Annotated in this window: 20 protein-coding genes, 1 tRNA gene and 3 pseudogenes; 12 read left to right on the top strand and 12 right to left on the bottom strand. The window is 73.0% G+C overall.

What is annotated here, in order from left to right:
- Positions 1–2 precede the first annotated feature (2 nt).
- A complete protein-coding gene (aceE, locus tag BUS84_RS15720; RefSeq protein WP_074313358.1) occupies positions 3–2,741 on the bottom strand; it encodes a pyruvate dehydrogenase (acetyl-transferring), homodimeric type in 2,739 nt (912 codons plus the stop codon).
- A gap of 173 nt (positions 2,742–2,914) precedes the next feature.
- Here aceE and BUS84_RS38260 point away from each other — a divergent pair, with 173 nt between their 5' ends.
- Positions 2,915–3,397, top strand: coding sequence for a hypothetical protein (locus BUS84_RS38260; RefSeq protein WP_074313356.1), 483 nt, complete (start codon positions 2,915–2,917; stop codon positions 3,395–3,397).
- Entirely contained in the window at positions 3,387–3,791 is a 405-nt protein-coding gene (locus BUS84_RS15710) for a YjbQ family protein (protein ID WP_074313354.1), read from the top strand. The genes BUS84_RS38260 and BUS84_RS15710 overlap by 11 nt, the downstream gene beginning before the upstream one ends.
- 284 nt (positions 3,792–4,075) lie before the next feature.
- Here the strand turns inward: BUS84_RS15710 and BUS84_RS15705 are convergent, their stop codons facing one another.
- A complete protein-coding gene (locus BUS84_RS15705; protein ID WP_074313352.1) occupies positions 4,076–5,725 on the bottom strand; it encodes an alkaline phosphatase D family protein in 1,650 nt (549 codons plus the stop codon).
- Positions 5,726–5,923: 198 nt separating this feature from the next.
- Between BUS84_RS15705 and BUS84_RS15700 the strand changes: the two genes are divergently transcribed.
- The 6 genes and pseudogenes from BUS84_RS15700 (at position 5,924) to BUS84_RS15680 (ending at position 10,134) form a co-directional block, all read left to right on the top strand.
- On the top strand, positions 5,924–6,403 hold the full coding sequence (locus BUS84_RS15700) for a MarR family winged helix-turn-helix transcriptional regulator (protein ID WP_074318827.1): 480 nt from the start codon (positions 5,924–5,926) through the stop codon (positions 6,401–6,403).
- 51 nt (positions 6,404–6,454) lie between these two features.
- Positions 6,455–6,803: pseudogene (locus BUS84_RS41260) on the top strand (transketolase); the annotation flags it as partial.
- A gap of 107 nt (positions 6,804–6,910) precedes the next feature.
- Positions 6,911–8,881, top strand: a pseudogene (locus BUS84_RS15695) (thiamine pyrophosphate-dependent enzyme); the annotation flags it as partial.
- A gap of 113 nt (positions 8,882–8,994) precedes the next feature.
- On the top strand, positions 8,995–9,432 hold the full coding sequence (locus BUS84_RS15690; protein ID WP_074313349.1) for a DUF3052 domain-containing protein: 438 nt from the start codon (positions 8,995–8,997) through the stop codon (positions 9,430–9,432).
- An 89-nt stretch (positions 9,433–9,521) separates the two neighbouring features.
- Positions 9,522–9,983, top strand: coding sequence for a peroxiredoxin (locus BUS84_RS15685; RefSeq protein ID WP_074313348.1), 462 nt, complete (start codon positions 9,522–9,524; stop codon positions 9,981–9,983).
- A 76-nt stretch (positions 9,984–10,059) separates the two neighbouring features.
- A tRNA-Val gene (locus tag BUS84_RS15680) sits at positions 10,060–10,134 on the top strand.
- A 230-nt stretch (positions 10,135–10,364) separates the two neighbouring features.
- Here BUS84_RS15680 and BUS84_RS15675 read toward each other — a convergent pair.
- The 7 genes and pseudogenes from BUS84_RS15675 to BUS84_RS37545 all read right to left on the bottom strand — a co-directional run bounded on the left by BUS84_RS15675 (position 10,365) and on the right by BUS84_RS37545 (position 14,384).
- Positions 10,365–10,781: a GyrI-like domain-containing protein gene (locus BUS84_RS15675; RefSeq protein WP_074313347.1), complete on the bottom strand. Its 417-nt coding sequence runs from the start codon at positions 10,779–10,781 to the stop codon at positions 10,365–10,367.
- Between the two features lie 272 nt (positions 10,782–11,053).
- Positions 11,054–11,233 carry a hypothetical protein gene (locus tag BUS84_RS38255; protein ID WP_159451034.1) on the bottom strand — a complete coding sequence of 60 codons (180 nt, stop codon included), beginning with the start codon at positions 11,231–11,233 and terminating at the stop codon, positions 11,054–11,056.
- Positions 11,230–11,670, bottom strand: a complete 441-nt coding sequence (locus BUS84_RS38250) for a hypothetical protein (RefSeq protein WP_159451033.1) — start codon at positions 11,668–11,670, stop codon at positions 11,230–11,232. Before BUS84_RS38250 ends, BUS84_RS38255 begins: the two co-directional genes overlap by 4 nt.
- Positions 11,633–11,743: pseudogene (locus tag BUS84_RS39940) on the bottom strand (SigE family RNA polymerase sigma factor); the annotation flags it as partial. The pseudogene BUS84_RS39940 and the gene BUS84_RS38250, both read right to left, overlap by 38 nt.
- 89 nt (positions 11,744–11,832) lie before the next feature.
- Complete coding sequence (locus tag BUS84_RS15665; protein WP_244298588.1) at positions 11,833–12,579, bottom strand: SDR family NAD(P)-dependent oxidoreductase; 747 nt, start codon at positions 12,577–12,579, stop codon at positions 11,833–11,835.
- 126 nt (positions 12,580–12,705) lie between these two features.
- A complete protein-coding gene (locus BUS84_RS15660) occupies positions 12,706–13,641 on the bottom strand; it encodes a phosphotransferase (RefSeq protein ID WP_074313345.1) in 936 nt (311 codons plus the stop codon).
- A gap of 125 nt (positions 13,642–13,766) precedes the next feature.
- Positions 13,767–14,384: a Pr6Pr family membrane protein gene (locus tag BUS84_RS37545; RefSeq protein WP_143728432.1), complete on the bottom strand. Its 618-nt coding sequence runs from the start codon at positions 14,382–14,384 to the stop codon at positions 13,767–13,769.
- A 23-nt stretch (positions 14,385–14,407) separates the two neighbouring features.
- On the opposite strand from BUS84_RS37545, the gene BUS84_RS15650 reads away from it, so the two are divergent.
- A complete protein-coding gene (locus BUS84_RS15650; RefSeq protein WP_084757488.1) occupies positions 14,408–15,373 on the top strand; it encodes a GNAT family N-acetyltransferase in 966 nt (321 codons plus the stop codon).
- Here the strand turns inward: BUS84_RS15650 and BUS84_RS15645 are convergent.
- Positions 15,258–16,553, bottom strand: a complete 1,296-nt coding sequence (locus BUS84_RS15645; RefSeq protein ID WP_074313342.1) for a glycosyltransferase — start codon at positions 16,551–16,553, stop codon at positions 15,258–15,260. The two genes, BUS84_RS15650 and BUS84_RS15645, sit on opposite strands and share 116 nt — an antisense overlap.
- Positions 16,554–16,699: 146 nt before the next feature.
- On the opposite strand from BUS84_RS15645, the gene BUS84_RS15640 reads away from it, so the two are divergent.
- Positions 16,700–17,176 (top strand): GNAT family N-acetyltransferase, encoded by a 477-nt coding sequence (locus BUS84_RS15640; RefSeq protein ID WP_074313340.1) that lies wholly within the window; start codon positions 16,700–16,702, stop codon positions 17,174–17,176.
- Between the two features lie 102 nt (positions 17,177–17,278).
- The gene (locus tag BUS84_RS15635) at positions 17,279–18,421 is read left to right on the top strand and encodes a polysaccharide pyruvyl transferase family protein (protein ID WP_074313338.1); all 1,143 of its coding nucleotides are present in this window, start codon (positions 17,279–17,281) and stop codon (positions 18,419–18,421) included.
- A gap of 9 nt (positions 18,422–18,430) precedes the next feature.
- On the opposite strand, the gene BUS84_RS15630 is transcribed toward BUS84_RS15635, so the two are convergent.
- Positions 18,431–18,637 (bottom strand): hypothetical protein, encoded by a 207-nt coding sequence (locus BUS84_RS15630; protein WP_074313336.1) that lies wholly within the window; start codon positions 18,635–18,637, stop codon positions 18,431–18,433.
- An 82-nt stretch (positions 18,638–18,719) separates the two neighbouring features.
- Here BUS84_RS15630 and BUS84_RS15625 point away from each other — a divergent pair, with 82 nt between their 5' ends.
- Positions 18,720–19,238: a DinB family protein gene (locus BUS84_RS15625; protein WP_074313334.1), complete on the top strand. Its 519-nt coding sequence runs from the start codon at positions 18,720–18,722 to the stop codon at positions 19,236–19,238.
- Between the two features lie 43 nt (positions 19,239–19,281).
- On the opposite strand, the gene BUS84_RS15620 is transcribed toward BUS84_RS15625, so the two are convergent.
- Positions 19,282–20,154 carry a carbohydrate kinase family protein gene (locus BUS84_RS15620; RefSeq protein WP_074313332.1) on the bottom strand — a complete coding sequence of 291 codons (873 nt, stop codon included), beginning with the start codon at positions 20,152–20,154 and terminating at the stop codon, positions 19,282–19,284.
- Between the last annotated feature and the right edge of the window lie 43 nt (positions 20,155–20,197).

Raw genomic sequence — 20,197 nt, 5'->3', positions numbered from 1 at the left:
GATCAGCTGTCGCCGCCGGTCTCGCCGACCGGGGCGGCGTTCACGTCGTCGATCGCGTACTTCTTGGCGGCCTCGGCCGGAACGGTTGCCGCGACCGCGCCGCTGCGGGCGAGCTGCCGCAGCGTGGCGACCACGATCGACTCGGCGTCGACGTGGAAGTGCCGACGCAGCGCGTGCCGGGTGTCCGACATGCCGTAGCCGTCGGTGCCGAGCGACGTGTAGTCGCCGGGCACCCAGCGGGCGATCAGGTCCGGCACCGCGCGCATCCAGTCGCTGACCGCGACCTTCGGCCCGTCCGCCTCGGCCAGCTTGTGCTGGACGTACGGCACCTTCGCCTCGGCGCCCGGGTTGAGCAGGTTGTACTCCTCGCACTCCACCGCGTCGCGGCGCAGTTCGGTCCAGGAGGTCACCGACCAGACGTCGGCGGCCACCCCCCAGTCCTGGGCGAGCAGCTGCTGGGCCTTGAGCGCCCACTGCATGCCGGTGCCGGAGGCGAGCACGTTGGCCTTCGGGCCGTCGACCTGCGGTGCCGGCGAGTAGCGGTAGATGCCCTTGAGCAGGCCCTCCACGTCCACCCCGGCCGGCTCGGCCGGCTGGAGGATCGGCTCGTTGTAGACCGTCAGGTAGTAGAGGACATTCTCCTGCGCGTCCCCGTACATCCGGTGCAGGCCGTTCTCCATGATGTGCGCGATCTCGAAGGAGAACGCCGGGTCGTACGCGACCACCGCCGGGTTGGTGGCGGCGATCAGCAGCGAGTGGCCGTCCTCGTGCTGGAGGCCCTCACCGTTGAGCGTGGTCCGCCCCGCGGTCGCGCCGAGCAGGAAGCCCCGCGCCATCTGGTCCGCCGCGGCCCACAGCCCGTCGGCGGTCCGCTGGAACCCGAACATCGAGTAGAAGATGTACATCGGGATCATCGGCTCGTCGTGCGTGGCGTACGAGGAGCCCGCCGCGGTGAACGAGGCGACCGAGCCGGCCTCGTTGATCCCCTCGTGCAGGATCTGCCCGGTGGTCGACTCCTTGTACGACAGGAACAGATCCCGGTCGACCGAGGTGTAGCGCTGGCCGTGCGGCGAGTAGATCTTCGCAGTCGGGAAGATCGAGTCGAGGCCGAAGGTGCGGGCCTCGTCCGGGATGATCGGCACCCAGCGCTTGCCGAACTCCTTGTCCTTCATGATGTCCTTGAGCAGGCGGACGAAGGCCATGGTGGTGGCCACCTTCTGCTTGCCCGAGCCGCGCTTGACGTCGGCGAACCGCTCCGGACCGGGGATGGTCAGCCGCTTGGTGCTGGTCCGCCGGGACGGCAGGTAGCCGCCGAGCTGCTCGCGCCGCTCCTTGAGGTACGCCAGCTCCTCGGACTTCTCGCCCGGGTGGTAGTACGGCGGCAGGTAGGGGTTCTCCTCCAGCGCCGAGTCCGGAATGTCCAGGTAGAGGCGGTCGCGGAAGGTCTTCAGGTCCTCCAGCGTCAGCTTCTTCATCTGGTGGGTCGCGTTGCGGCCCTCGAAGTGCGAGCCGAGCGTCCAGCCCTTGATCGTCTTCGCCAGGATGACGGTGGGCTGCCCGGTGTGCTCGGTGGCCGCCTTGTAGGCCGCGTAGAGCTTGCGGTAGTCGTGCCCACCCCGCTTGAGGTTCCAGATCTCGTCGTCGCTCAGCGGCTCGACCATCTTGCGGGTGCGCGGGTCCCGGCCGAAGAAGTGCTCCCGCACGTACGCGCCGGACTCCGCCTTGTAGGTCTGGTAGTCGCCGTCGGTCGTGGTGTTCATGAGGTTGACCAGCGCGCCGTCAGTGTCCGCGGCGAGCAGCGGGTCCCACTCCCGGCCCCAGACCACCTTGATCACATTCCAGCCGGCGCCCCGGAAGAACGCCTCCAGCTCCTGCATCACCTTGCCGTTGCCGCGGACCGGGCCGTCCAGCCGCTGGAGGTTGCAGTTGATCACGAAGGTGAGGTTGTCCAGCTCCTCGCGGGCGGCCACGCCGATGGCACCCAGCGTCTCCGGCTCGTCCATCTCACCGTCGCCCAGGAACGCCCAGACGTGCTGCTGCGAGGTGTCCTTGATGCCGCGGTGCTGCAGGTACCGGTTGAACCGGGCCTGGTAGATCGCGTTCAGCCCGCCGAGGCCCATCGAGACCGTCGGGAACTCCCAGAAGTCCGGCATCAGCCGCGGGTGCGGGTACGACGGCAGCCCGCCGCCGGGGTGCGACAGCTCCTGGCGGAAGCCGTCGAGCTGGTGCTCGCTGAGCCGCCCCTCCAGGAACGCCCGCGCGTACATACCGGGGGAGGCGTGACCCTGGTAGTAGATGTGGTCGCCGCCGCCCGGGTGGTTCTTGCCCCGGAAGAAGTGGTTGAAGCCCACCTCGTAGAGCGACGCCGAGCTGGCGAAGGTGGAGATGTGCCCGCCGACGCCGATCTCCGGGCGCTGCGCCCGGTGCACCAGCATCGCGGCGTTCCACCGGACGTAGGCCCGGATCCGCCGTTCGACGTGCTCGTCGCCCGGGAACCACGGCTCGCGCTCCGGCGTGATCGTGTTGATGTAGTCGGTGGTGGTCAGGGGCGGAACCCCGACCTGGCGCTCACGGGCCCGCTCCAGCAGGCGCAGCATGACGTAGCGGGCGCGTTTGGCACCCCGCTCGTCGATGACACCGTCAAGCGACTCGACCCATTCGCTGGTCTCTTCAGGGTCGATGTCCGGAAGCTGGCTCGGTAGGCCGTCGCTGATCACCGGGCGCTTGCGTTCCGTAGCCACAGGCGTTCCCTCGGTTGTGTGTGGGATAGGTCTCTAGCGCCATCCTGCCCCCTGGTGGCACCCGTCGTCACGTCTAGGTCCCCCCGACGCGATGAGCAACACAGGTACTGGCCGGTAACTTAGCGCTACGAGGCCTCCGAGCCGCCTTGTCCGGGCCGAATACCGTGCCGGGCATGAACGGGCGACGGATCGTGGTCGGCGGTGTGCTCCTGATGGCCGGCGCGCTCGCGGCGGTCCCCGCGGCGCGGGTGCTGCTGACGGGTGACCCCGACGCACTGCCGATCATGCTCTTCGGCGTGGCGGCGGTGGCGTTCGGAGCCGTCCGGCTGCGCGCGGGGCTGCGGCTCCGGCGCCACGCCGGGTGGCGCGTCGCGTGCCCGTGCCGCGCCACCGGCACGCCGACACCAGCAGCCCGCCGACGCCCTACTACTCGACCAGCGATCTCCTTCCGTCGGGAGACGGAGGTTCCGGCGGCGGCGACCATGGTTCGGGCGGTGATCACCGTGACGGCGCCGGTGGAGATCCGGGTGGCTGGTCCGGCGGCGGCGACTCCGGCGGTGGCTGGTCCGGTGGTGGTGGAGGCGACTCCGGCGGGGGTGGCGGTGGCGGCGGCTCCTGACCCGGTACTGGGGCAGAATGCGACGTATGCGCAGTGACGTGATCACCGTCCAGACCGGGTCCCGACCGGCCGTCCGGGACATCACCGCCGAGGCCCAGGGGTTCGTCTCCAGCGAGGGCGACGGCCTGCTGCACGTCTTCGTGCCGCACGCCACCGCCGGACTGGCGATCATCGAGACCGGCTCCGGCTCCGACGACGACCTGCTCCGGGCGCTGGACGACCTGCTCCCCAGCGACGACCGCTGGCGGCACCGGCACGGCTCGCCCGGCCACGGCCGCGACCACGTGCTGCCGGCGTTCGTGCCGCCGTACGCCACGCTGCCGGTGCTCGGCGGCCGGCTCGCGCTGGGCACCTGGCAGTCGCTCTGCCTGGTCGACACCAACGGCGACAACCCGACCCGCCAGGTCCGCTTCTCGTTCCTCCCAGCCTGAAGCACCCCCCGCCCCTCGGCCCCGCCCCCGGCTCCGCCGCCGCCCCCCGCCCCGCCCCCGCCCCTCGGGCCGCCGATCTAGGGAGAAGTGGCGTCAGTTGATCTCTATCAACGGCAATCTTCCCTAGATCGACGCGGAAGGCGGGGTGCGGAGGGCGCGCGCGGGGGCGGAGGGCGGGCGCGGGGGCGGGGGCGGGGCGCCCGGCGCGCCCGGCGCGCCGGGCGCGGGCGCGGCGGGCGGCGGGCGGCGCGCCGGGCGCGGGGAGAGGGCGGGGCGGGGGTGGGTTATGGGCGGAGGGTTTCTTGTTGGACGGTCTGCTGTCCCTGGTCGGCCTGGCTGGCCGTGCTGCGGGCGGTCGACGGGACGGGGTTGTCGGCCGTCTGCTGCAGGCCGGGAAGGCGGTCCTCGATCACGAACGATGCCCGGGTGTACGCGGGCGCGCCCGGCTGACTCGCGTACGGCAGCACGTCGAAGTCGGAGGAGAGCTGCCCCGGGGTGATCGTGGTGCGCACGTACCCCCGCAGGTTGTTCTGGAAGCGCAGGTGCGGGTTGAAGCCGAACCACGGGTGCGACCCGGACGCCGAGTCCGCGCCGTCGCCGCCTGAGGTGATCGAGGAGCAGACCAGCTCGGTGCCGACGGTGCGCGAGGTCGGGTCGGCGTAGTCCAGCTTCAGGTCACTGGCCCAGTGCGCGTGCACGTCGCCGGTCAGCACCACCGGGTTGCGCACCCCGGCGGCCAGCCAGCCCCGGGTGATCCGGTCCCGGGAGGCGACGTAGCCGTCCCAGGCGTCCATGCTGGTGACGGTGAGCGGGCCGGCGTTGTTGTCCCGCTGGGCGAAGAACACCTGCTGGCCCAGGATGTCCCAGCGAGCGTCCGAGCGGCGGAAGCCGTCCAGCAGCCACGCCTCCTGTTCCGCGCCCGTGATGGACCGGGCCGGGTCGTAGGCCGCCGGGCAGGCGTCGTACCCGTCGCCGCAGGCCTGGTCGTCGCGGTACTGGCGGGTGTCGAGCATGTGGAAGGTGGCCAGCCGCCCCCAGCGGACCCGCCGGTAGAGCTGCATGTCGATGCCGCGCGGGAGCGAGGTGCGCCGCAGCGGCATGTTCTCGTAGTACGCCTGGAACGCCGCCGCCCGCCGGGCGGGGAACTCCGGGTCCGGTGCCTCCGGCGCATCGTCGGCCCAGTTGTTCTCCACCTCGTGGTCGTCGAAGACCACCACCCACGGCGCCACCGCGTGCGCCGCCTGCAGGTCGGCGTCGGTCTTGTACTGGGCGTGCCGCTGCCGGTAGTTGGCCAGCGTCCGGGTCTCCGGCCCCTCGTGGTCACGCGGGTTGCCACCCGGGACGGTGTACGTGTCCGGGGCGTACTCGTACTGGTAGTCGCCCAAGTGCAGGATCAGCTCCGGCTCGGTCTCCGCCAGCCGTCGGTAGGCGGTGAAGTAGCCGTGTTCGTACTGGGAGCAGGAGGCGAAGCCCATCGCCAGGGCGGCGGGCATGGTCCACGGCGCCGGGGCGGTGCGGGTGCGCCCGACCGGCGAGACGTGCCGTTCGGCGCGGAACCGGTAGAAGTACTCCCGGCCGGGCAGCAGGCCGGCCAGCTCCACGTGCACGCTGTGGGCCGAGCGGGTGCGGGCGACCGCGACGCCGCTCCGCAGCACGTGCCGGAACCGCTCGTCGCCGGCCAACTCCCAGTGCACCGGGACGTCGCGCTCCGGCATGCCGCCGAGGCCGTCCTCGGCCAGCGGATGCGGGGCCAGTCGGGTCCACAGCACGAACCCGTCGTGATCCGGGTCGCCGGAGGCCACGCCGAGGGTGAACGGGTAGGCCAGCGGCCGGCGGGCCGCCGCCGCGCCGGCGGCCACCGGCAGCCCGGTGACCGCACTCGCAGCGCCGAGGGCGGCGCCGGACAGCAGGATGGTACGTCGGGACAGTGACACAAATCCTCCCCAGAGTCCGATTTCTCGTGACTCCGGGAGCCTCGCGAGCCCCGATGACCGGCAGGTGACGGCGAGTGCCCCGGCTCGTCGCCGGCAGTCGAACAACGATCACCGCGATCGATCCGGCAGGGCCGCGGGCCGGCGTGACCGAACCTGATCGGTGGGCTGAGCGGCCGGCGCGGTGCGTACGATGTGGCCGTGGCGCAGGAGGTCGTTCCCGGAACGGGCGGGCCGGTGGACCGTGCCGGCCTGGCCGCCGACGTGGTGCGCCGGATGGCGCACGTGACCGCCGCCCTGCGGCACCGGCAGGGCGCCGCGTTCGCCGAGCTGGGGCTCACCCCGGCGGCGGCCCGGGCGCTGTATGAGCTGGATCCGGACCGGCCGCTGCCGGCCCGCGACCTCGCCGAGCGGCTGGGTTGCGACCGGTCGAACGTGACCGCGCTGGCCGACAAGCTGGAGCAGGCCGGCCTGGTCGAGCGTCGCACCGACCCGGTCGACCGGCGGCAGAAGGCGTTGGTCGTGACCGGAAAGGGCCGCGGCGTACGGGACCGGGTGACCGAGGTGATGTCCGACTCCCGACTCCTGGCCGGGCTGAGCGATCGGGAGCTGGACACCCTGCGCGACCTGGTGTGGAAGGTGTCCGACGGTGGCTGTCCGGAGCCCTGCGGGCCGGAGTGACCCGAGGAGCGCCCGCCGTGTCCCACTGGGCGACCAGCGCTTCCGTCGGTAATGCTGTCGGACGTGACCACCCCGCAAGATCTCGACGACCGGTTCCGGGAGACGTTGGCGGCGCTGCCCGCCGCCGAGCGGCGGCGTGACCCCGCCGACCCGGTCACCGACGACGCCCCACTGACCGGCGCGCAACTGCTGGATCTGTTCGACGCGCAGGTGACCAGCCGGCAGCTCGACCTGGCCGGCCGCTGGCTGCGCAGCTTCGGGGAGGGCTTCTACACCATCGGCTCGGCCGGGCACGAGGGCAACGCGGCGGTCGCCGCCGCGCTGCGCCCCACCGACCCGGCGCTGCTGCACTACCGCTCCGGCGCCTTCTACTGCGTGCGAGCCGCCCAGGTCACCAACGACCCGACGCCCGCCGCCGACGCGGAACCACCCGCCGAACCACCCGAGCCCGAACCGGCCGAGCCCGAACCGGCCGGCTCCGCGCCGCCCGTCGGCGGCTTCGCCGCGTACGCGGGCGCGGCCCGGGACGTGCTGCGCGGGATGGTCGCCTCCAGCCAGGAGCCGATCGCCGGCGGCCGGCACAAGGTGTTCGGCCGGGCCGACCTGGCCGTCGTGCCGACCACCTCCACCATCGCCTCGCACCTGCCGCGGGCGGTCGGGATGGGACTGGCCGTGGAGCGGCTGCGCCGGCTGGACAGCGCCGGACGGCGCACCGGCGCCGGAGTGCGGGTCGGCAGCGGGGCCGGCGCCGAACACGCCCCGTGGCCACCGGACGCCATTGTGGTCTGCTCGTTCGGCGACGCCTCGGTCAACCACGCCAGCGCCACCGCCGCCTTCAACACCGCCGGCTGGTACGACCACGCCGGCCTGCGCATCCCGGTGCTCTTCGTCTGCGAGGACAACGGGCTGGGCATCAGCGTCCGCTCCCCGGAGGGCTGGGTGGAGGCGACGCTGCGGGCCAAGCCGGGCATCCGCTACCTGGCCGCCGACGGGACGGACCCGGTGCAGGCGTACGCGGTGGCGGCGGAGGCCGCGGCCTGGGTACGCCGGCACCGGCGGCCGGCCGTGCTGCACCTGCGCACCGTCCGACTGATGGGGCACGCCGGGGCCGACGCGGAGTCGGCGTACCGCAGCCCGGCGGAGCTCGCCGCGGACCTGGACCGGGACCCGGTGGCCGCCACCGCCCGGCTGCTCGTCGACGCCGGCGTGGCGACGCGCGAGGAGCTGCTGGCCCGGTACGACGAGACCGGCTGGCAGGTACGCCGGCTCGCCGAGGAGGTGCTGGGCGAGCCGAAGCTGGCCTCCGCCGCGGACGTGGTGTCCGCGCTGGCGCCCCGCCGACCGGTGCGGGTGGCGCGCGCGGTGGCCGACGCGGCGGCCCGGGCCAGCGGCCCGGGGGCGGGCGCCCGGGTGGAGGCGTTCGGGGGCAAGCCGCCGGAGCTGGCCGGCCCGCTGACCCTCGCCCAGAGCATCAACGCGGCGCTCGCCGACGGGCTGCTCGACCACCCGCAGATGGCGGTCTTCGGCGAGGACGTGGCCGCCAAGGGCGGCGTGTACGGGGTGACCAAGGGGCTGCGCGACCGGTTCGGGCCGGCCCGGGTCTTCGACACCCTGCTCGACGAGACCTCGGTGCTCGGGTTGGGGTTGGGCGCCGGGCTGGCCGGGATGCTGCCGGTGCCGGAGATCCAGTACCTGGCGTACCTGCACAACGCCGAGGACCAGCTGCGCGGCGAGGCGGCCACCATGCGGTTCTTCTCCCAGGGCGCGTTCCGCAACCCCCTGGTGGTGCGGGTGGCCGGGCTGGCGTACCAGGAGGGGTTCGGCGGGCACTTCCACAACGACAACTCGGTGGCCGTACTCCGGGACGTGCCCGGCCTGGTGGTCGCGGTGCCGGCGCGGCCGGACGACGCCGCGCCGATGCTGCGGACCTGCCTGGCCAGCGCGGCGGTCGACGGTAGCGTCTGCGTGTTCCTGGAGCCGATCGCGCTCTACCACACCCGTGACCTGTACGCCGAGGGCGACGGGGAGTGGCTGGCCGGGTATCCGGAGCCGGGGTCCTGGGTGGCCGGGCACGTGCCGATCGGCCGGGCCCGGGTCTACCGAGTCGGTTCGGCCGACGACCTGACGATCATCACCTTCGGTAACGGGGTGCGGATGTCGCTGCGGGCCGCGGCCGTCCTCGCCGAGGAGGGGGTGGGCACCCGGGTGGTGGACCTGCGCTGGCTGGCCCCGCTGCCGGTGGCCGACATCATCCGGGAGGCCTCGGCGACCGGTCGGGTGCTGGTCGTGGACGAGACACGCCGCTCGGGCGGCGTCGGCGAAGGGGTGATCGCCGCGCTGGTCGACGCCGGATATGTCGGTGCAGCGCGACGAGTAGCCGGAGTTGACTCGTTTGTACCATTAGGTCCAGCAGCACGTCAGGTTCTGGTCTCCGAGGAAGCCATTACCGACGGTGCCCGTACGCTGCTGGCACGGTAAATTCCGTTCCACCCGGTGCGCCACTTGCGCGCGGACGCACAACTGTGTGGACTTTGCCTGACGGCGTCGGTTCCGGCGCCGCGAGCAGGGACGAGATGAGGAGGCACGCGACAGTGAGCGCGACCGCTGGTCAGGCCGCCGACGGGGTACGCAGCCTGGCGGACCGGTTCGGAATCGAACCGGGGATGGTCGTCATGGAGATGGGGTACGACGACGACGTCGACCAGGATCTCCGGGACGCCCTGACCGACTGCTGTGGAGATCTGGTCGACGAGGACACCGACGAGGTGGTCGACGCGGTGCTGGTCTGGTACCGCGACGGCGATGGTGACCTCTTCGAGCTTCTCGTCGACGCCCTCGGCCCGCTGGCCGACAACGGGGTCGTCTGGCTGCTCACGCCGAAGGCGGGGCGTGACGGGCACGTCGAGCCGAGCGAGGTCGCGGAGTCCGCGCCCACCGCCGGCCTTCAGCAGACCTCGACCGTCAACGCCGGCCGGGACTGGAGCGGCGCCCGCCTGGTGCTGCGCCGAGGGGCCAAGGCCAAGAAGTAGCCCGATCCGTTCCCCTCGCGCGCCCGGCGGTCCGCGCCGCCGGGTGTGGCAGGCTCGTGCCATCCCCTGACTCGACCCGAGGAGTTCGCATGCCCGTCGAGGTTGGCGCCGAGGCGCCGGACTTCGTGCTGAAGGACCAGAACAACCAGGAGGTCCGGCTCTCGACCTTCCGTGGCCGGCGCACCGTGCTGCTGGTGTTCTACCCGCTCGCCTTCACCGGCACCTGCCAGGGCGAGCTGTCCGAGGTGCGGGACAACCTCGGCGAGTATGCCAACGACGACGTCCAGGTGCTGACGGTCAGCGTCGACTCGGTCTACAGCCACAAGGTCTGGGCCGACCGGGAGGGCTACCAGTTCCCCATGCTGGCCGACTTCTGGCCGCACGGCGCCGTCGCCCAGGCGTACGGGGTCTTCAACGACGTGGCCGGCTTCGCCAACCGGGGCACGTTCGTCATCGACAAGACCGGCGTGGTGCGCTTCGCCGAGGTGAACGGCCCGGGTGAGGCCCGCGACCAGCAGGGCTGGCGCAAGGCCATCGCCGAGGCCGCCTGACCGGGTACGCCGTGCGCCCGGGCCGGCGGTGGGCAGGGTAAGCTTGCCAGCCTCCGGCCCGCCGCACGGGCGTTCCGGGCGCGTAGCTCAGTGGGAGAGCACCCGCCTTACAAGCGGGGGGTCGCAGGTTCGAAACCTGCCGCGCCCACCACCACCTGACCAGGCAAAGCCCGCCCGAGCCCGGCCTCGCCTGGTCGGGCGGGCGCTGGCTACTGAGAGCTGCCCGACGCTGATCGCCTGCCTCCAGGACACCGATGGGCCCCTACTGCCCTGACATGCGACGATCCGCCAATGTCCCACAACACAAGGCAGCGTCGGCTTGCTCATCACCTGCGGCGATGAACGGGGGGGGGGGGGGGGGGGCCTAACGGCCGATCGCCCTCAGGCTCCGCCTCGTAGGGGCATCAGCAGGTCGATCCGGTCGTGGCGGCGGTAGTACTCGATGCTGGGGCGAGTGTCGTCTCGCTCGCCCGAGCGCCGCAACTGTTCAAAGGTCGGAGTGAGCAGGGCATAGGCAGCGGGTTGGGGACCACGCACCGTCGCGCACAGGTACTGGCCTCCTGGAACGACGCCTGATTCCAGGCCGAGTTGGTCAACGTCGTCGCCGGCTCGAACCTGCACACAGCAGCGGTAGATGCCGGAGTCGTCGAACACGCCGAGGAATCTGCGCCCGCGCAGCGACCCGAGCACCGTCTCCAGGTGGTCCCAGGCTGGCCCGATCTCGTCGGACCCGTCTTTGGCGGCCACGAACATGACCGGCGTCTCGATGCGCTCGACTCGCCTGACCGGTAGCTGCATCTTCGGCCTTCCGCCGACGTGGTCCGTGTTGCATAGAAGCTACTCAAGACCTCTGACACGGCGGTGTCCCGCGAACTCCGTGCCTGTGGTCCGGCGCCGGTTCCGTGCCGTGAGGGTTTCGGTTTGCGGACCTTGAACCGGGCGATGGCCCTGTGGTGGTGCGAGGGACTTCGAGGAGGAGTTGGACGCGGAAGGTGGCGTCGGCGGCTTCGACCGTGAGGGTTGCTCCGGCGTGGGCGTTGCCGACGTCGCCTCCGGCGGGGGTGCTCCGGTTACACGTAGTTACGCCAGAAGGCCACGGTCACCCTGGGCTCTCGGAACTCCTGCACGATGTAGTCGGCGAGGTCGTGGCCATACACGATGGTGTCGGTCAGTCGGTGGATGGAGAGCACGGGATGCCCGAAGGAGCCCCGACCGGCCGGCAGGTAGCGGTGGGCGTACACGGGGATCATGGGCGGAACGTCGGCGAGAAGTCGCTTCGCCTTGGCCATTCGCTCGACGAGGTCGTGAGGGCGATTGCCCCACCCGGGTGGCCACTCCCCGCGCTGAATGCCATCGAGCGCCGTTGCGTGCGGCCAGTCAAACTGCTCTTGCAGGTCGGTGGGTTGAGCTGGCGCCAGTTGGGCCAACCCCAACTTGCCTTGTCGGGGTGGTCGTCGTGGCCAGGTGTCCAGACTGGCAGCCAGGCTGCGAGGAAGGCGCGGTGGTCGTCGGCGAACTCGAAGCCGAACCGTCGTTCGACGCTGACGAACTCGGCGTCGGTGAGCCCCGGTTGGATGTCCACCAGACCCAGCTGGGCCAACCGCCGAGCGGCCTCGACACCCAATGCGACACCGGCACCATCCGTCACCGGCGGTCTGCACGAGATCCTCGGCGAGCTGGTGGTCACCGGTGAGGAGGTAGGCGGTCCGGGACAGGGCCGGCGAACGGTGCACCACGAACTCGTGGAACGTCTCGGTCATGCCCACCCCCTCGTCAGGAGAGACGCCTCCCGCCTTGAGGATGGTTGAGGCCGGGCGCGCCGGATGGTGCCCCGGCGCGCCCGGCGTCCTCAGCTGGTGAAGCCTCCGTCCACGTTGACCACGGCGCCGGTCACGTAGCCGGCCTCCGGGCTGGCCAGGTGTGCGACGGTGGCCGCGATGTCGGCGGGGCGAGCGTAGCGGCCGACCGCGGTGAAGCCGGCGATGGCCGCCGCGTTCGGCCCGTCCGCCGGGTTGGCGTCGGTGTCCGTCGGCCCGGGGTTGACCAGGTTGACGGTGATGCCCCGGGGGCCCAGCTCGCGGGCCAGGCCCCGGGTCAGCCCGACCAGGGCGGTCTTGCTCATCGAGTAGAGGGCCAGCCCGGGAAAGACGGCCCGTTCACCGACGTTGCTGCCGATGCTGATGATCCGCCCACCGTCGCCCAGGTGCCGCAGCGCTGCCTGCGCGGCGACGTACGGCGCCCGGACGTTCACCGCGATGGTCTGCTCCAGCTCCGCCGTGCCGAGGTCGTCCATGGCACCGACCAGGAACACCGCGGCGTTGTTCACCAGGATGTCCAGCCGGCCCAGCTCGGCGGCGGCCCGGTCGACCGCGTCGCGCACTGCGGCCGGGTCATTGCCGTCGGCCTGGATGACCAGTGCCCGTCGGCCCAGCGCCTCGATCTGCTTCACCACGGTCGCGGCCTGCTCCGCGTTCTGCCGGTAGGTCAGCGCCACGTCGGCCCCGTCCTGTGCCAGGCGCAGGGCGATGCCCGCTCCGATTCCCCGGGAACCCCCGGTCACCAGGGCTACCTTGCCGTCAAGTGTCGTCGTCGTCATGCAAACGATCATGTCGCCGCACCGCCCTGTCGTCTGGCGGCCATCGGACCCCTCGTTCCCACCCCGAGGTCCGTTTCCCGCTATCCGTACTGGGTCATCGGGCAGCACCAATTGGGCGGGACGGGGTCAGCGGAGGCGGTCGGCCAGCCAGGGGAGCAGGGCGTCGGCCTGAGCCTGCTGGAACGCACGGACGGTGGGGATGCCGGGCGGCGGCGGGCGGCGGGCGCCGTCGGTGAAGAAGCCGGCCAACCCGGCGTAGAACCCGGTGAGCACGGCGGGGTCGACGCCGGCGGTGAGCGGCAGCCGGCGCAGCAGCGCCTCGGTGTCGTGCCCGCCGTGCAGCCGCACGTTGACCAGCAGCAGCGCACTGTCCAACCAGGCCGGTCCCCGGCAGGCCCACGGCCAGTCGACCACGGTGACCGTGCCGGTCGCATCGACCAGGAGGTTGTCGGCGCGTACGTCCACGTGGCAGAGCGTGTCACCGGTCAGCGCCGCGATGCCCTGGTCGGCGGCGGCGCGCAGGTCGTCCAGGTGCGCCCGGATCCACGGGTCCAGCCGCTCCGGAGGGTCGGCGGCGATCCGGTGCCAGCCGGCGAAGTCTCCGGCCAACCGCTCGGCAGCGGTCGGCACGTGTGCCGCCGGGCTCGGAGTGAGCGCGGCGGCCATCGCCTCCAGGGCAGCCAGGACGCGGCACAGTTCGTCCGTGTGCCACGGGGTGACCGGGTGCCGACCATCCACATCGGAGAACACGAGGGCGACCCACTCGCCGTCGTCGTAGCAGCCGAGCAGGCGGGGCGTCGGCGCCGAGGCCGGCAGCGCGGCGGCATTCCGGGCCTCCGCGCGATGCATTACCGGGCTGTCCGGGTTCTGCGCCGGGCTGACCGCCTTGACGAAGGCCCGCCGGCCGGTCGCCGTGCGGACCCGGTCGGCGGTGCCCGGCGAGTACCCGCCCGGCTGGGACACCGCCTCGACCACCCGATCGCCGATGATCTCCTCCACCGAGGCCCGGACCCGCTCCGGCAGGTCCCTCCATACGATCCGCGTGGTGATCCGCTCCGCCATCCGCCCACGGTGCGCCCACCCACACCACCGAACAACCCATTTCCCGCCCGACCCCGCCCTCCCCGCCCCGGTGATCATGAGGTAGGCGTGCCTCGTGGAGATCGAACCGCCCGCCAACCTCATGATCACCGAGGGGCGGGCCCGGCCGGGGATGGCGGGACAGGGCGGGTGAGGCGGACCGCGGTCAGGGCGATCAGGAGCAGGGTCAGGGCGAAGAGCAGCGAGTTGAGGACGACCGTGGGGTACCCGAGTCGGGGTACGTCGAGGAACGGGTAGAGGTAGCGGTCCTCGTCCCGGCCGAGGGCGCCGCGGACCAGGATCACCGTCAGCCACACCAACGGATAGCCGAGCAGGCTGACCGCGTACGCCGGACGCAGGGCCGCTCGGGGACGGCGGGTGAGCCACTCCGCGGCGGCCAGCGGCGGCGCGACCGCGTGCAGCAGCAGGTTGCCGGCGTCCGAGACCGGCCCCCGCGCGTCAGTCGTCGCCACCATCGCGTAGCCGCTCCACGGATTCGCCAACACCACGACGAAGACCAGGGCGGTGCCGACCAGGTAGACGGTGAACGCGGTGCGCAGCCGATCGTGGCTGCCGGCCAGCAGCGCCACCAGGTAGGCCAGGTCGACCTGCACGGTGAAGTAGAACAGCAGATCGACGGGCTCGTCGCGCGCGGCGATCACGGAGAGGGCCAGCCCGACGGCGATCACCGCGCCGGTGCTGACCCGCAGGACCCGGCCCGACACGCGGCGGACGCTACCATCGCCGCATCGACGGACGCCATGACGAGCAACTGCGCCGGGTACGGGCGATCCTGGCCGCCGACGTCGACCGGGAGCCGGACTCCGCGCTCGCGCTCCTCGGCGACAAGCGGTTCCACTTCTCGCCGTCCGGGGCCAGCTTTCTGATGTACGGGGTGTGCGGCCGCTCCTGGATCGCCTTCGGACCGCCGGTGGGGCCGGCCGCCGGGCGGTACGGGCTGCTGGCCGACTTCTGCGCGACGGCCCGGCGCGCCGGCCGGCGCCCGGCGGTATACCACGTCGGCGCGTCGCTGCTGCCCGAGCTGGGCCGGCTGGGCCTCGCCGTGCATCCGGTGGGGGAGTCGGCGAGCGTGCCGCTGGCCGACTTCGCCCTGACCGGGCCGGCGCGTGGGGCGCTGCGCCGCAACTGGCGGCGGCTCGCCCGCAGCGGCGACCTGACGTTCGCGGTGCTGCCCGGCGCCGGCCTGCTCGACGAGCTGCGGCCCGTCTCGGACGCCTGGCTGGCCGGGCGGCCGGACATGTCGTTCTCCCTCGGCGGGTTCGTGCCCGACTACCTGGCCCGGCTGCCGATCGCGGTGCTGCGACAGCGCGGCCGGGCGGTGGCCTTCGCCGCGCTGCTGCCGACGCCGCACCGGTGGGGCGTGGACCTGCTGCGGTACCACCCGGACGCGCCGCCCACCGCGATGGACCATCTCCTGGTCGAGGTGCTGCACGCCGCGCGGGACCGGGGCCTGACCAGCGTCGAGCTGGGGCTGGCCCCGCTGTCCGGGCTGACCGGCGCGGACCCGCTGTGCCGGCTCGGCCGCATGGTGTACGGGCACGGCGAGCGCTGGTACCGCTTCCGGGGGCTGCGCCGGTTCAAGGCGAAGTTCGAGCCGGTCTGGTCCCCGCGTCACCTCGCCGCGCCTCGGGGATGGCAGCTTCCGCTGGTGCTGGCCCAGGTGGGTCGGCTGTCGTCGCGTCCGCTGCGGTAACGGGCCGCAGCGTCGCGTACAGGGCGGTCAGCTCGGCCACGTAACGCGGCCCGGACCAGGCCGCCACCGCCGCCCGGCCGTCCCGGACCACCGCGGCGCGCAGCTCCGGCTCGGTCAGCAGTCGGGTCAGCAACGCCCCGAACGCGGCCGCCGTGGGCTCGGCGACCGGCCGGGTGGTGGAGGCGCCGGGGCGCTCGGCCAGCGCGGCGTCCACCATGGCCACGGGCAGTCCGTACGCCTCGGCCTCGGAGAGGGTCAGGCCCTGGGTGTCGGTGGTGGAGGCGAACGCGAGCACGTCCGCCGCCCGGTAGTGCGCGCCGACGCGGTCGTGCGGCACCGGGCGCAGCAGGTGCAGCGCGTCAGCCACGCCGAGCCGGCGGGCCGCCCGGCGGACCGCGAGCCGCTGCCGCCGCGCCCCGAGCAGCACCAGCCGTGCCGCCGGCAGCTCGCGGCGGACCCGGGCGAACGCGGCCAGCAGCAGGTCCGGGTTCTTCTCCGGCGTGGTGCGGCCCACCGCGAGCAGCACCGGCGCGTCCGCCGCGATGCCCAGCCGGGCCCGCAGCCGCCGCCGGTCATCGGCGTCGACGCCCGGCGCGGCGACCGGGGTCGGCAGCACCACGATCGGGGTCCGCCCGGCCATCGGGGCCATCAGCGCCGCGGTCTTCGCCGACGGGGTGATCAGCACGCTGGTGTGCGCCAGCAGGCACCGCCCGAGCGCCGCCAGCCGGGCCTGCCGGGCCGGCCCCGGGCGGGCCAGCGCCCACAGGTCCCGGACCCCCCAGCGCAGGCCCAACCGCAGGCCGGCGTACGCGGCGCCGATCGGCACCTCGGGGTAGTGCGCCGCGTACGCCACCAGGTCGGTGTGCCAGGTGAGCACGGCCGGTACGCCGCGCTCGGCGGCCCAGCGCAGCCCGGCGACGCCGAGCGGGCCGGTGGTGTGGACGTGCACCACGTCGACCGGTGCGTCCGGCGGCCGGGGCGGCGCCAGTCGGTACGGCCGGGTCGGCACCGGCAGCGAGGGCACCTCACCGGGCTGGCGGCGCCGTCGGGACAGCGGGCCGGGGCAGTGCAGGGCGACCCGGTGGTCGGCGGCGCGCAGCAGCGCCACGGTGGTGCCGACCGAGGTGGCCACCCCCTCCGGGTTGGCGAGGTGGCTGTCGCTGACGTGGGCGATCCGCACCCTGCCATCATCGCCGGCCCACGCTCGTCGGGTCGCCCCGTCGGGCTCTCCCGGACGGATCCCGGTGGCACGTCCGGCCACCTTCTGCTGCACTACCCGCTGGACCCGACGCTGAGGGGGAGACGGTGGGGTTGACGCTGACGCCGATGACCGAGCAGGAACTGGGCCGGCTGCGCGAGCCGCTGGAGCGGTTGTACGCCGAGGATCTGGTGGCGCACCGGGGGTTGACCCCGGAGGCGGCCCGGGAGCGGTCGGCGAGCCAGCTGCGGGAGCTGTTGCCGGCGGGCGCGGCCACCGAGGGCGTGCTGCTGCGGGTGGCCCGGGTCGACGACGCCGAGGTCGGCTGGATCTGGGTGACGCTGCCCGGAACGGCCGGCGCGACCGACAAGGCCGGCCCGATGCGGGCCTGGATCCACAACATCGAGGTGCATCCGGCGCACCGGGGCCGGGGGCACGCGCGTCGGATGATCCAGCTCATGGAGGCGGAACTGGCCCGTCTCGACGTGCCCGAGCTGGGGTTGAACGTCTTCGGCACGAACACCGTGGCGATCGGGCTCTACCGGAGCATGGGGTTCGAGGTCACCTCCCAGCAGATGGCCAAGCGGATCGACCCGGCGGGCTGATACGGGCGGTGGCCGCGTACCGGCCAGGACAGTCTCCTCGGTACGACTGTTCACCCGACGAGCGGGAACCCCCGGCGGACCGCACCCGGGGAGGAGCGACGGATGACGCATGGTGCTGGACTGACCATCGGTGTGCTCGGGTCGTACGGTGGCCGAAACCTCGGCGACGAGGCGATCCTCACCGGCCTGCTCGCCGATCTGCGCACGCAGGAGCCGAACGCCCGCATCATCGTCTTCTCCCGTCACCCCGAGCACACCCGGGTCGCGCACCCCGACGTCGAGGCGGTGCCCTGGGAGGGCGTCAGCCGCACCGACTCCGCCCTGATCCTGGCCCAGCTCGACCTGCTCATCCTGGGCGGCGGTGGGATCCTCTACGACCGGGAGGCCCGCCGCTACCTGCGGGTGGTCCGGGTCGCCCAGGAACGCGGCCTGCCCCTGATCACGTACGCGGTGGGGGTCGGGCCGCTCAGCGACTCGGTGGACACCGGGATGGTCCGGGAAACGCTCGCCAGCGCGGTCCAGGTGACCGTCCGCGACCAGGAGTCCCGGATGGTGCTGGAGGAAGCGGGGCTGCTCAACCCGATCACGGTCACCGCCGACCCGGCGTTCCTGTTGCAGCCGGCGGACTTCCCGCTCGATCTGCTGCGCGAGGAGGGGGTACCGGCCGGCAGGCGGCTGGTCGGGATCAGCGTGCGGGAGCCGGGACGGGCCGCCGAACGGCTCGACGTGGACGGCTACCACCGGCTGCTGGCCCAGATCGGTGACTTCCTGGTGAACCGGATCGACGCGTACGTGCTGTTCGTGCCAATGGAACGCGACGACATCCGGCACGCCCACGGGGTGCTGTCCCACATGATCGCCGCCGAGCGGGGGCGGATCCTGCACGGCACCTACTCGCCGCAGCAGGTGCTCGGGCTGATGCGCCACTTCGACCTGGCCGTGGGCATGCGCCTGCACTTCCTGATCTTCGCGGCGATGGTCGGCACCCCGTTCCTGCCGCTGCCGTACGCCGGCAAGGTCTTCGACCTGGCCCAGCGGCTCGGCGTGCCGGCGCTGCGCGGCGTGGAGCGGGAGGTCGAGGGGCCGCTGCTGGCCGAGGTCGACCGGCTCTGGGACGAGCGGGAGCAGCGCGCCGAGGCCACCGCACGGCGGGTGGCCGAGGTCTGCGAGCAGGCCCGGGGCACCTCCGAGGTCACCCGTGGCGTCCTGGACAGCCTGCGTAGCCAGACCCTCACCCGGGTCTGAGCGGGCCGGTCACACCGCCGGGCCGGTCCACCGGTAGCGCCACTCGCGGGCGTCGTCGCCCGCGGACTCCAGCTCGTAGATCTGCGCCTCGGCCAGCCCACCGGACCCGAGGTGGTGGTGGGTCAACGGTGGACGGCCGTTGCTGTCCAGCTCGACGGTGACGCTCTGCCCGTCCGCCGTGCCGCCGACGAGGAGGATCTGCACGGATGAAGCCATGCGCCCATCCTGCCCGCCGCGCTCGGACCGCGCAGCAGATAGCGGGGCAGTGCGACGGTCGGCGCGTGGCTAGGGTCGGTGGATGGAGCAGACGATCGATCCGACACTCGGCCCGGTGCTCGCCCGCACCGGCAATGAGCGTGCCGTGCTGGACTCGTTCCTCGATTTCCACCGTGCCGTGGTGCTGCGCAAGCTGCGGGGCCTGTCCGACGCCGAAGCGGCCCGCCGGCTGGTGCCCTCGGCGACCACGCTCGCCGGGCTGGTCAAGCACCTGACCCTGGTCGAGCGGAACTGGTTCGCGACCCTGCTGGCCCCCGAGCCCGGCGACGTGTACCTGACCTCGGACGAGGACGCGGTGGCGAGCTTCACGATCGACGTGCACGACACCGTCGAGGGGCTCGTCGAGGCGTACGAGCGGGCCTGCGCCCGGTCCCGGACGGTCGCCGCGCGCTTCGACCTCGACCACGTGGTGCCGCACCCGCAGCTGGGCGAAGTGTCGCTGCGCTGGATCCTGGTGCACATGATCGAGGAGACGGCCCGGCACGCCGGTCACGCCGACATCCTGCGGGAGCTGACCGACGGCGAGTCCGGCGCCGTCTGACCCCGCGGGCGGTCGTGACGCGGTCAGCGGTGGCGCTGTGGTGTCAATCGGCGGGTAACAGGCCCGGCGGGTACTCCATGCCGTCGTGGGTGCAGGCGGCGGCGGCCACCCGGGCCGCGTACCGGGCCGCCTCCGCCAGCTGCCGGCCGCGCAGTTGACCGGCGATCAGCCCGGCCGCGAAGGCGTCGCCCGCCCCGTTGCTGTCCACCACCAGCCGCGGCGGCGTGGCGGGCGGTACCGGCAGCGCCGTGCCGTCGCCCGGGTACAGCTCGGCGCCGTCCGCGCCCCGGGTCACCACCACGGTGCGGGGCGCCAGCCCGCCGGCGAGCGCGACGGCCTGGTGGGCGAGCCGCACCCCGCTGACCAGGATCAGGTCGGCGACCTCGGCGAACGGCCGGTGGTAGGGGTTCGCGCCGTCCCAGTCGTGCAGGTCGGTGGAGAGCGGCACACCCGCCGGGAGGGCGGCCCGCACCGCGGGCAGCAGCGGCACCGTCCAGTCCATGATCGAAAGGTGTACGTGCCGGGCGTTCCGGACCAGCTCGGCCAGCTCCGTCGGAGGGAACGGCGGACCGCCCCGCCATCCACGCGGGTCGTACAGCGACATCCGCCGCCCGCCCGGGTCCACCAGGTTCACCGATCGCCGGGTCCCGGCGGGATCCTCGGCCAGCACCGCCGGCACCCCGGCCCGGCTCAGCGCAGCCCGGACCAGGTCGCCGGCCGGGTCCGCGCCGAGGGTGTCGACCACCCGTACCCGCAGGCCGAGTGCCCGCCCGGCCAACGCCACACCGGCGCCGGTGTTGCCGATCCGCAGCTCGATAGGCTCGACGATGTGTGAATCGGCGGCCGGTAGCGGCAGCGCAGGCACCCGGACCCGTACGTCCACTCCGAGCCCGCCGATCACCAGCAGGTCGACCATGGCGCCGACGCTAGCCCACGGACGCCGCCTATCCTGGGCGCGG

It is taken from the genome of Micromonospora cremea (assembly GCF_900143515.1).
In the GTDB taxonomy this organism is placed as follows: domain Bacteria; phylum Actinomycetota; class Actinomycetes; order Mycobacteriales; family Micromonosporaceae; genus Micromonospora; species Micromonospora cremea.
Note: the sequence above shows the minus strand (reverse complement) of the source record. Positions and strands in the feature narration are given on the sequence as shown.

Coding starts and splice junctions, on each gene's coding strand:
- BUS84_RS38260 (WP_074313356.1), top strand. CDS start 2,915: ATGAACGGGCGACGGATCGTGGTCGGCGGTGTGCTCCTGATGGCCGGC.
- BUS84_RS15710 (WP_074313354.1), top strand. CDS start 3,387: ATGCGCAGTGACGTGATCACCGTCCAGACCGGGTCCCGACCGGCCGTC.
- BUS84_RS15685 (WP_074313348.1), top strand. CDS start 9,522: ATGCCCGTCGAGGTTGGCGCCGAGGCGCCGGACTTCGTGCTGAAGGAC.
- BUS84_RS15675 (WP_074313347.1), bottom strand. CDS start 10,781: ATGCAGCTACCGGTCAGGCGAGTCGAGCGCATCGAGACGCCGGTCATG.
- BUS84_RS38255 (WP_159451034.1), bottom strand. CDS start 11,233: ATGATCCCCGTGTACGCCCACCGCTACCTGCCGGCCGGTCGGGGCTCC.
- BUS84_RS15665 (WP_244298588.1), bottom strand. CDS start 12,579: ATGACGACGACGACACTTGACGGCAAGGTAGCCCTGGTGACCGGGGGT.
- BUS84_RS15660 (WP_074313345.1), bottom strand. CDS start 13,641: ATGGCGGAGCGGATCACCACGCGGATCGTATGGAGGGACCTGCCGGAG.
- BUS84_RS15640 (WP_074313340.1), top strand. CDS start 16,700: ATGACCGAGCAGGAACTGGGCCGGCTGCGCGAGCCGCTGGAGCGGTTG.
- BUS84_RS15635 (WP_074313338.1), top strand. CDS start 17,279: ATGACGCATGGTGCTGGACTGACCATCGGTGTGCTCGGGTCGTACGGT.
- BUS84_RS15630 (WP_074313336.1), bottom strand. CDS start 18,637: ATGGCTTCATCCGTGCAGATCCTCCTCGTCGGCGGCACGGCGGACGGG.
- BUS84_RS15625 (WP_074313334.1), top strand. CDS start 18,720: ATGGAGCAGACGATCGATCCGACACTCGGCCCGGTGCTCGCCCGCACC.
- BUS84_RS15620 (WP_074313332.1), bottom strand. CDS start 20,154: ATGGTCGACCTGCTGGTGATCGGCGGGCTCGGAGTGGACGTACGGGTC.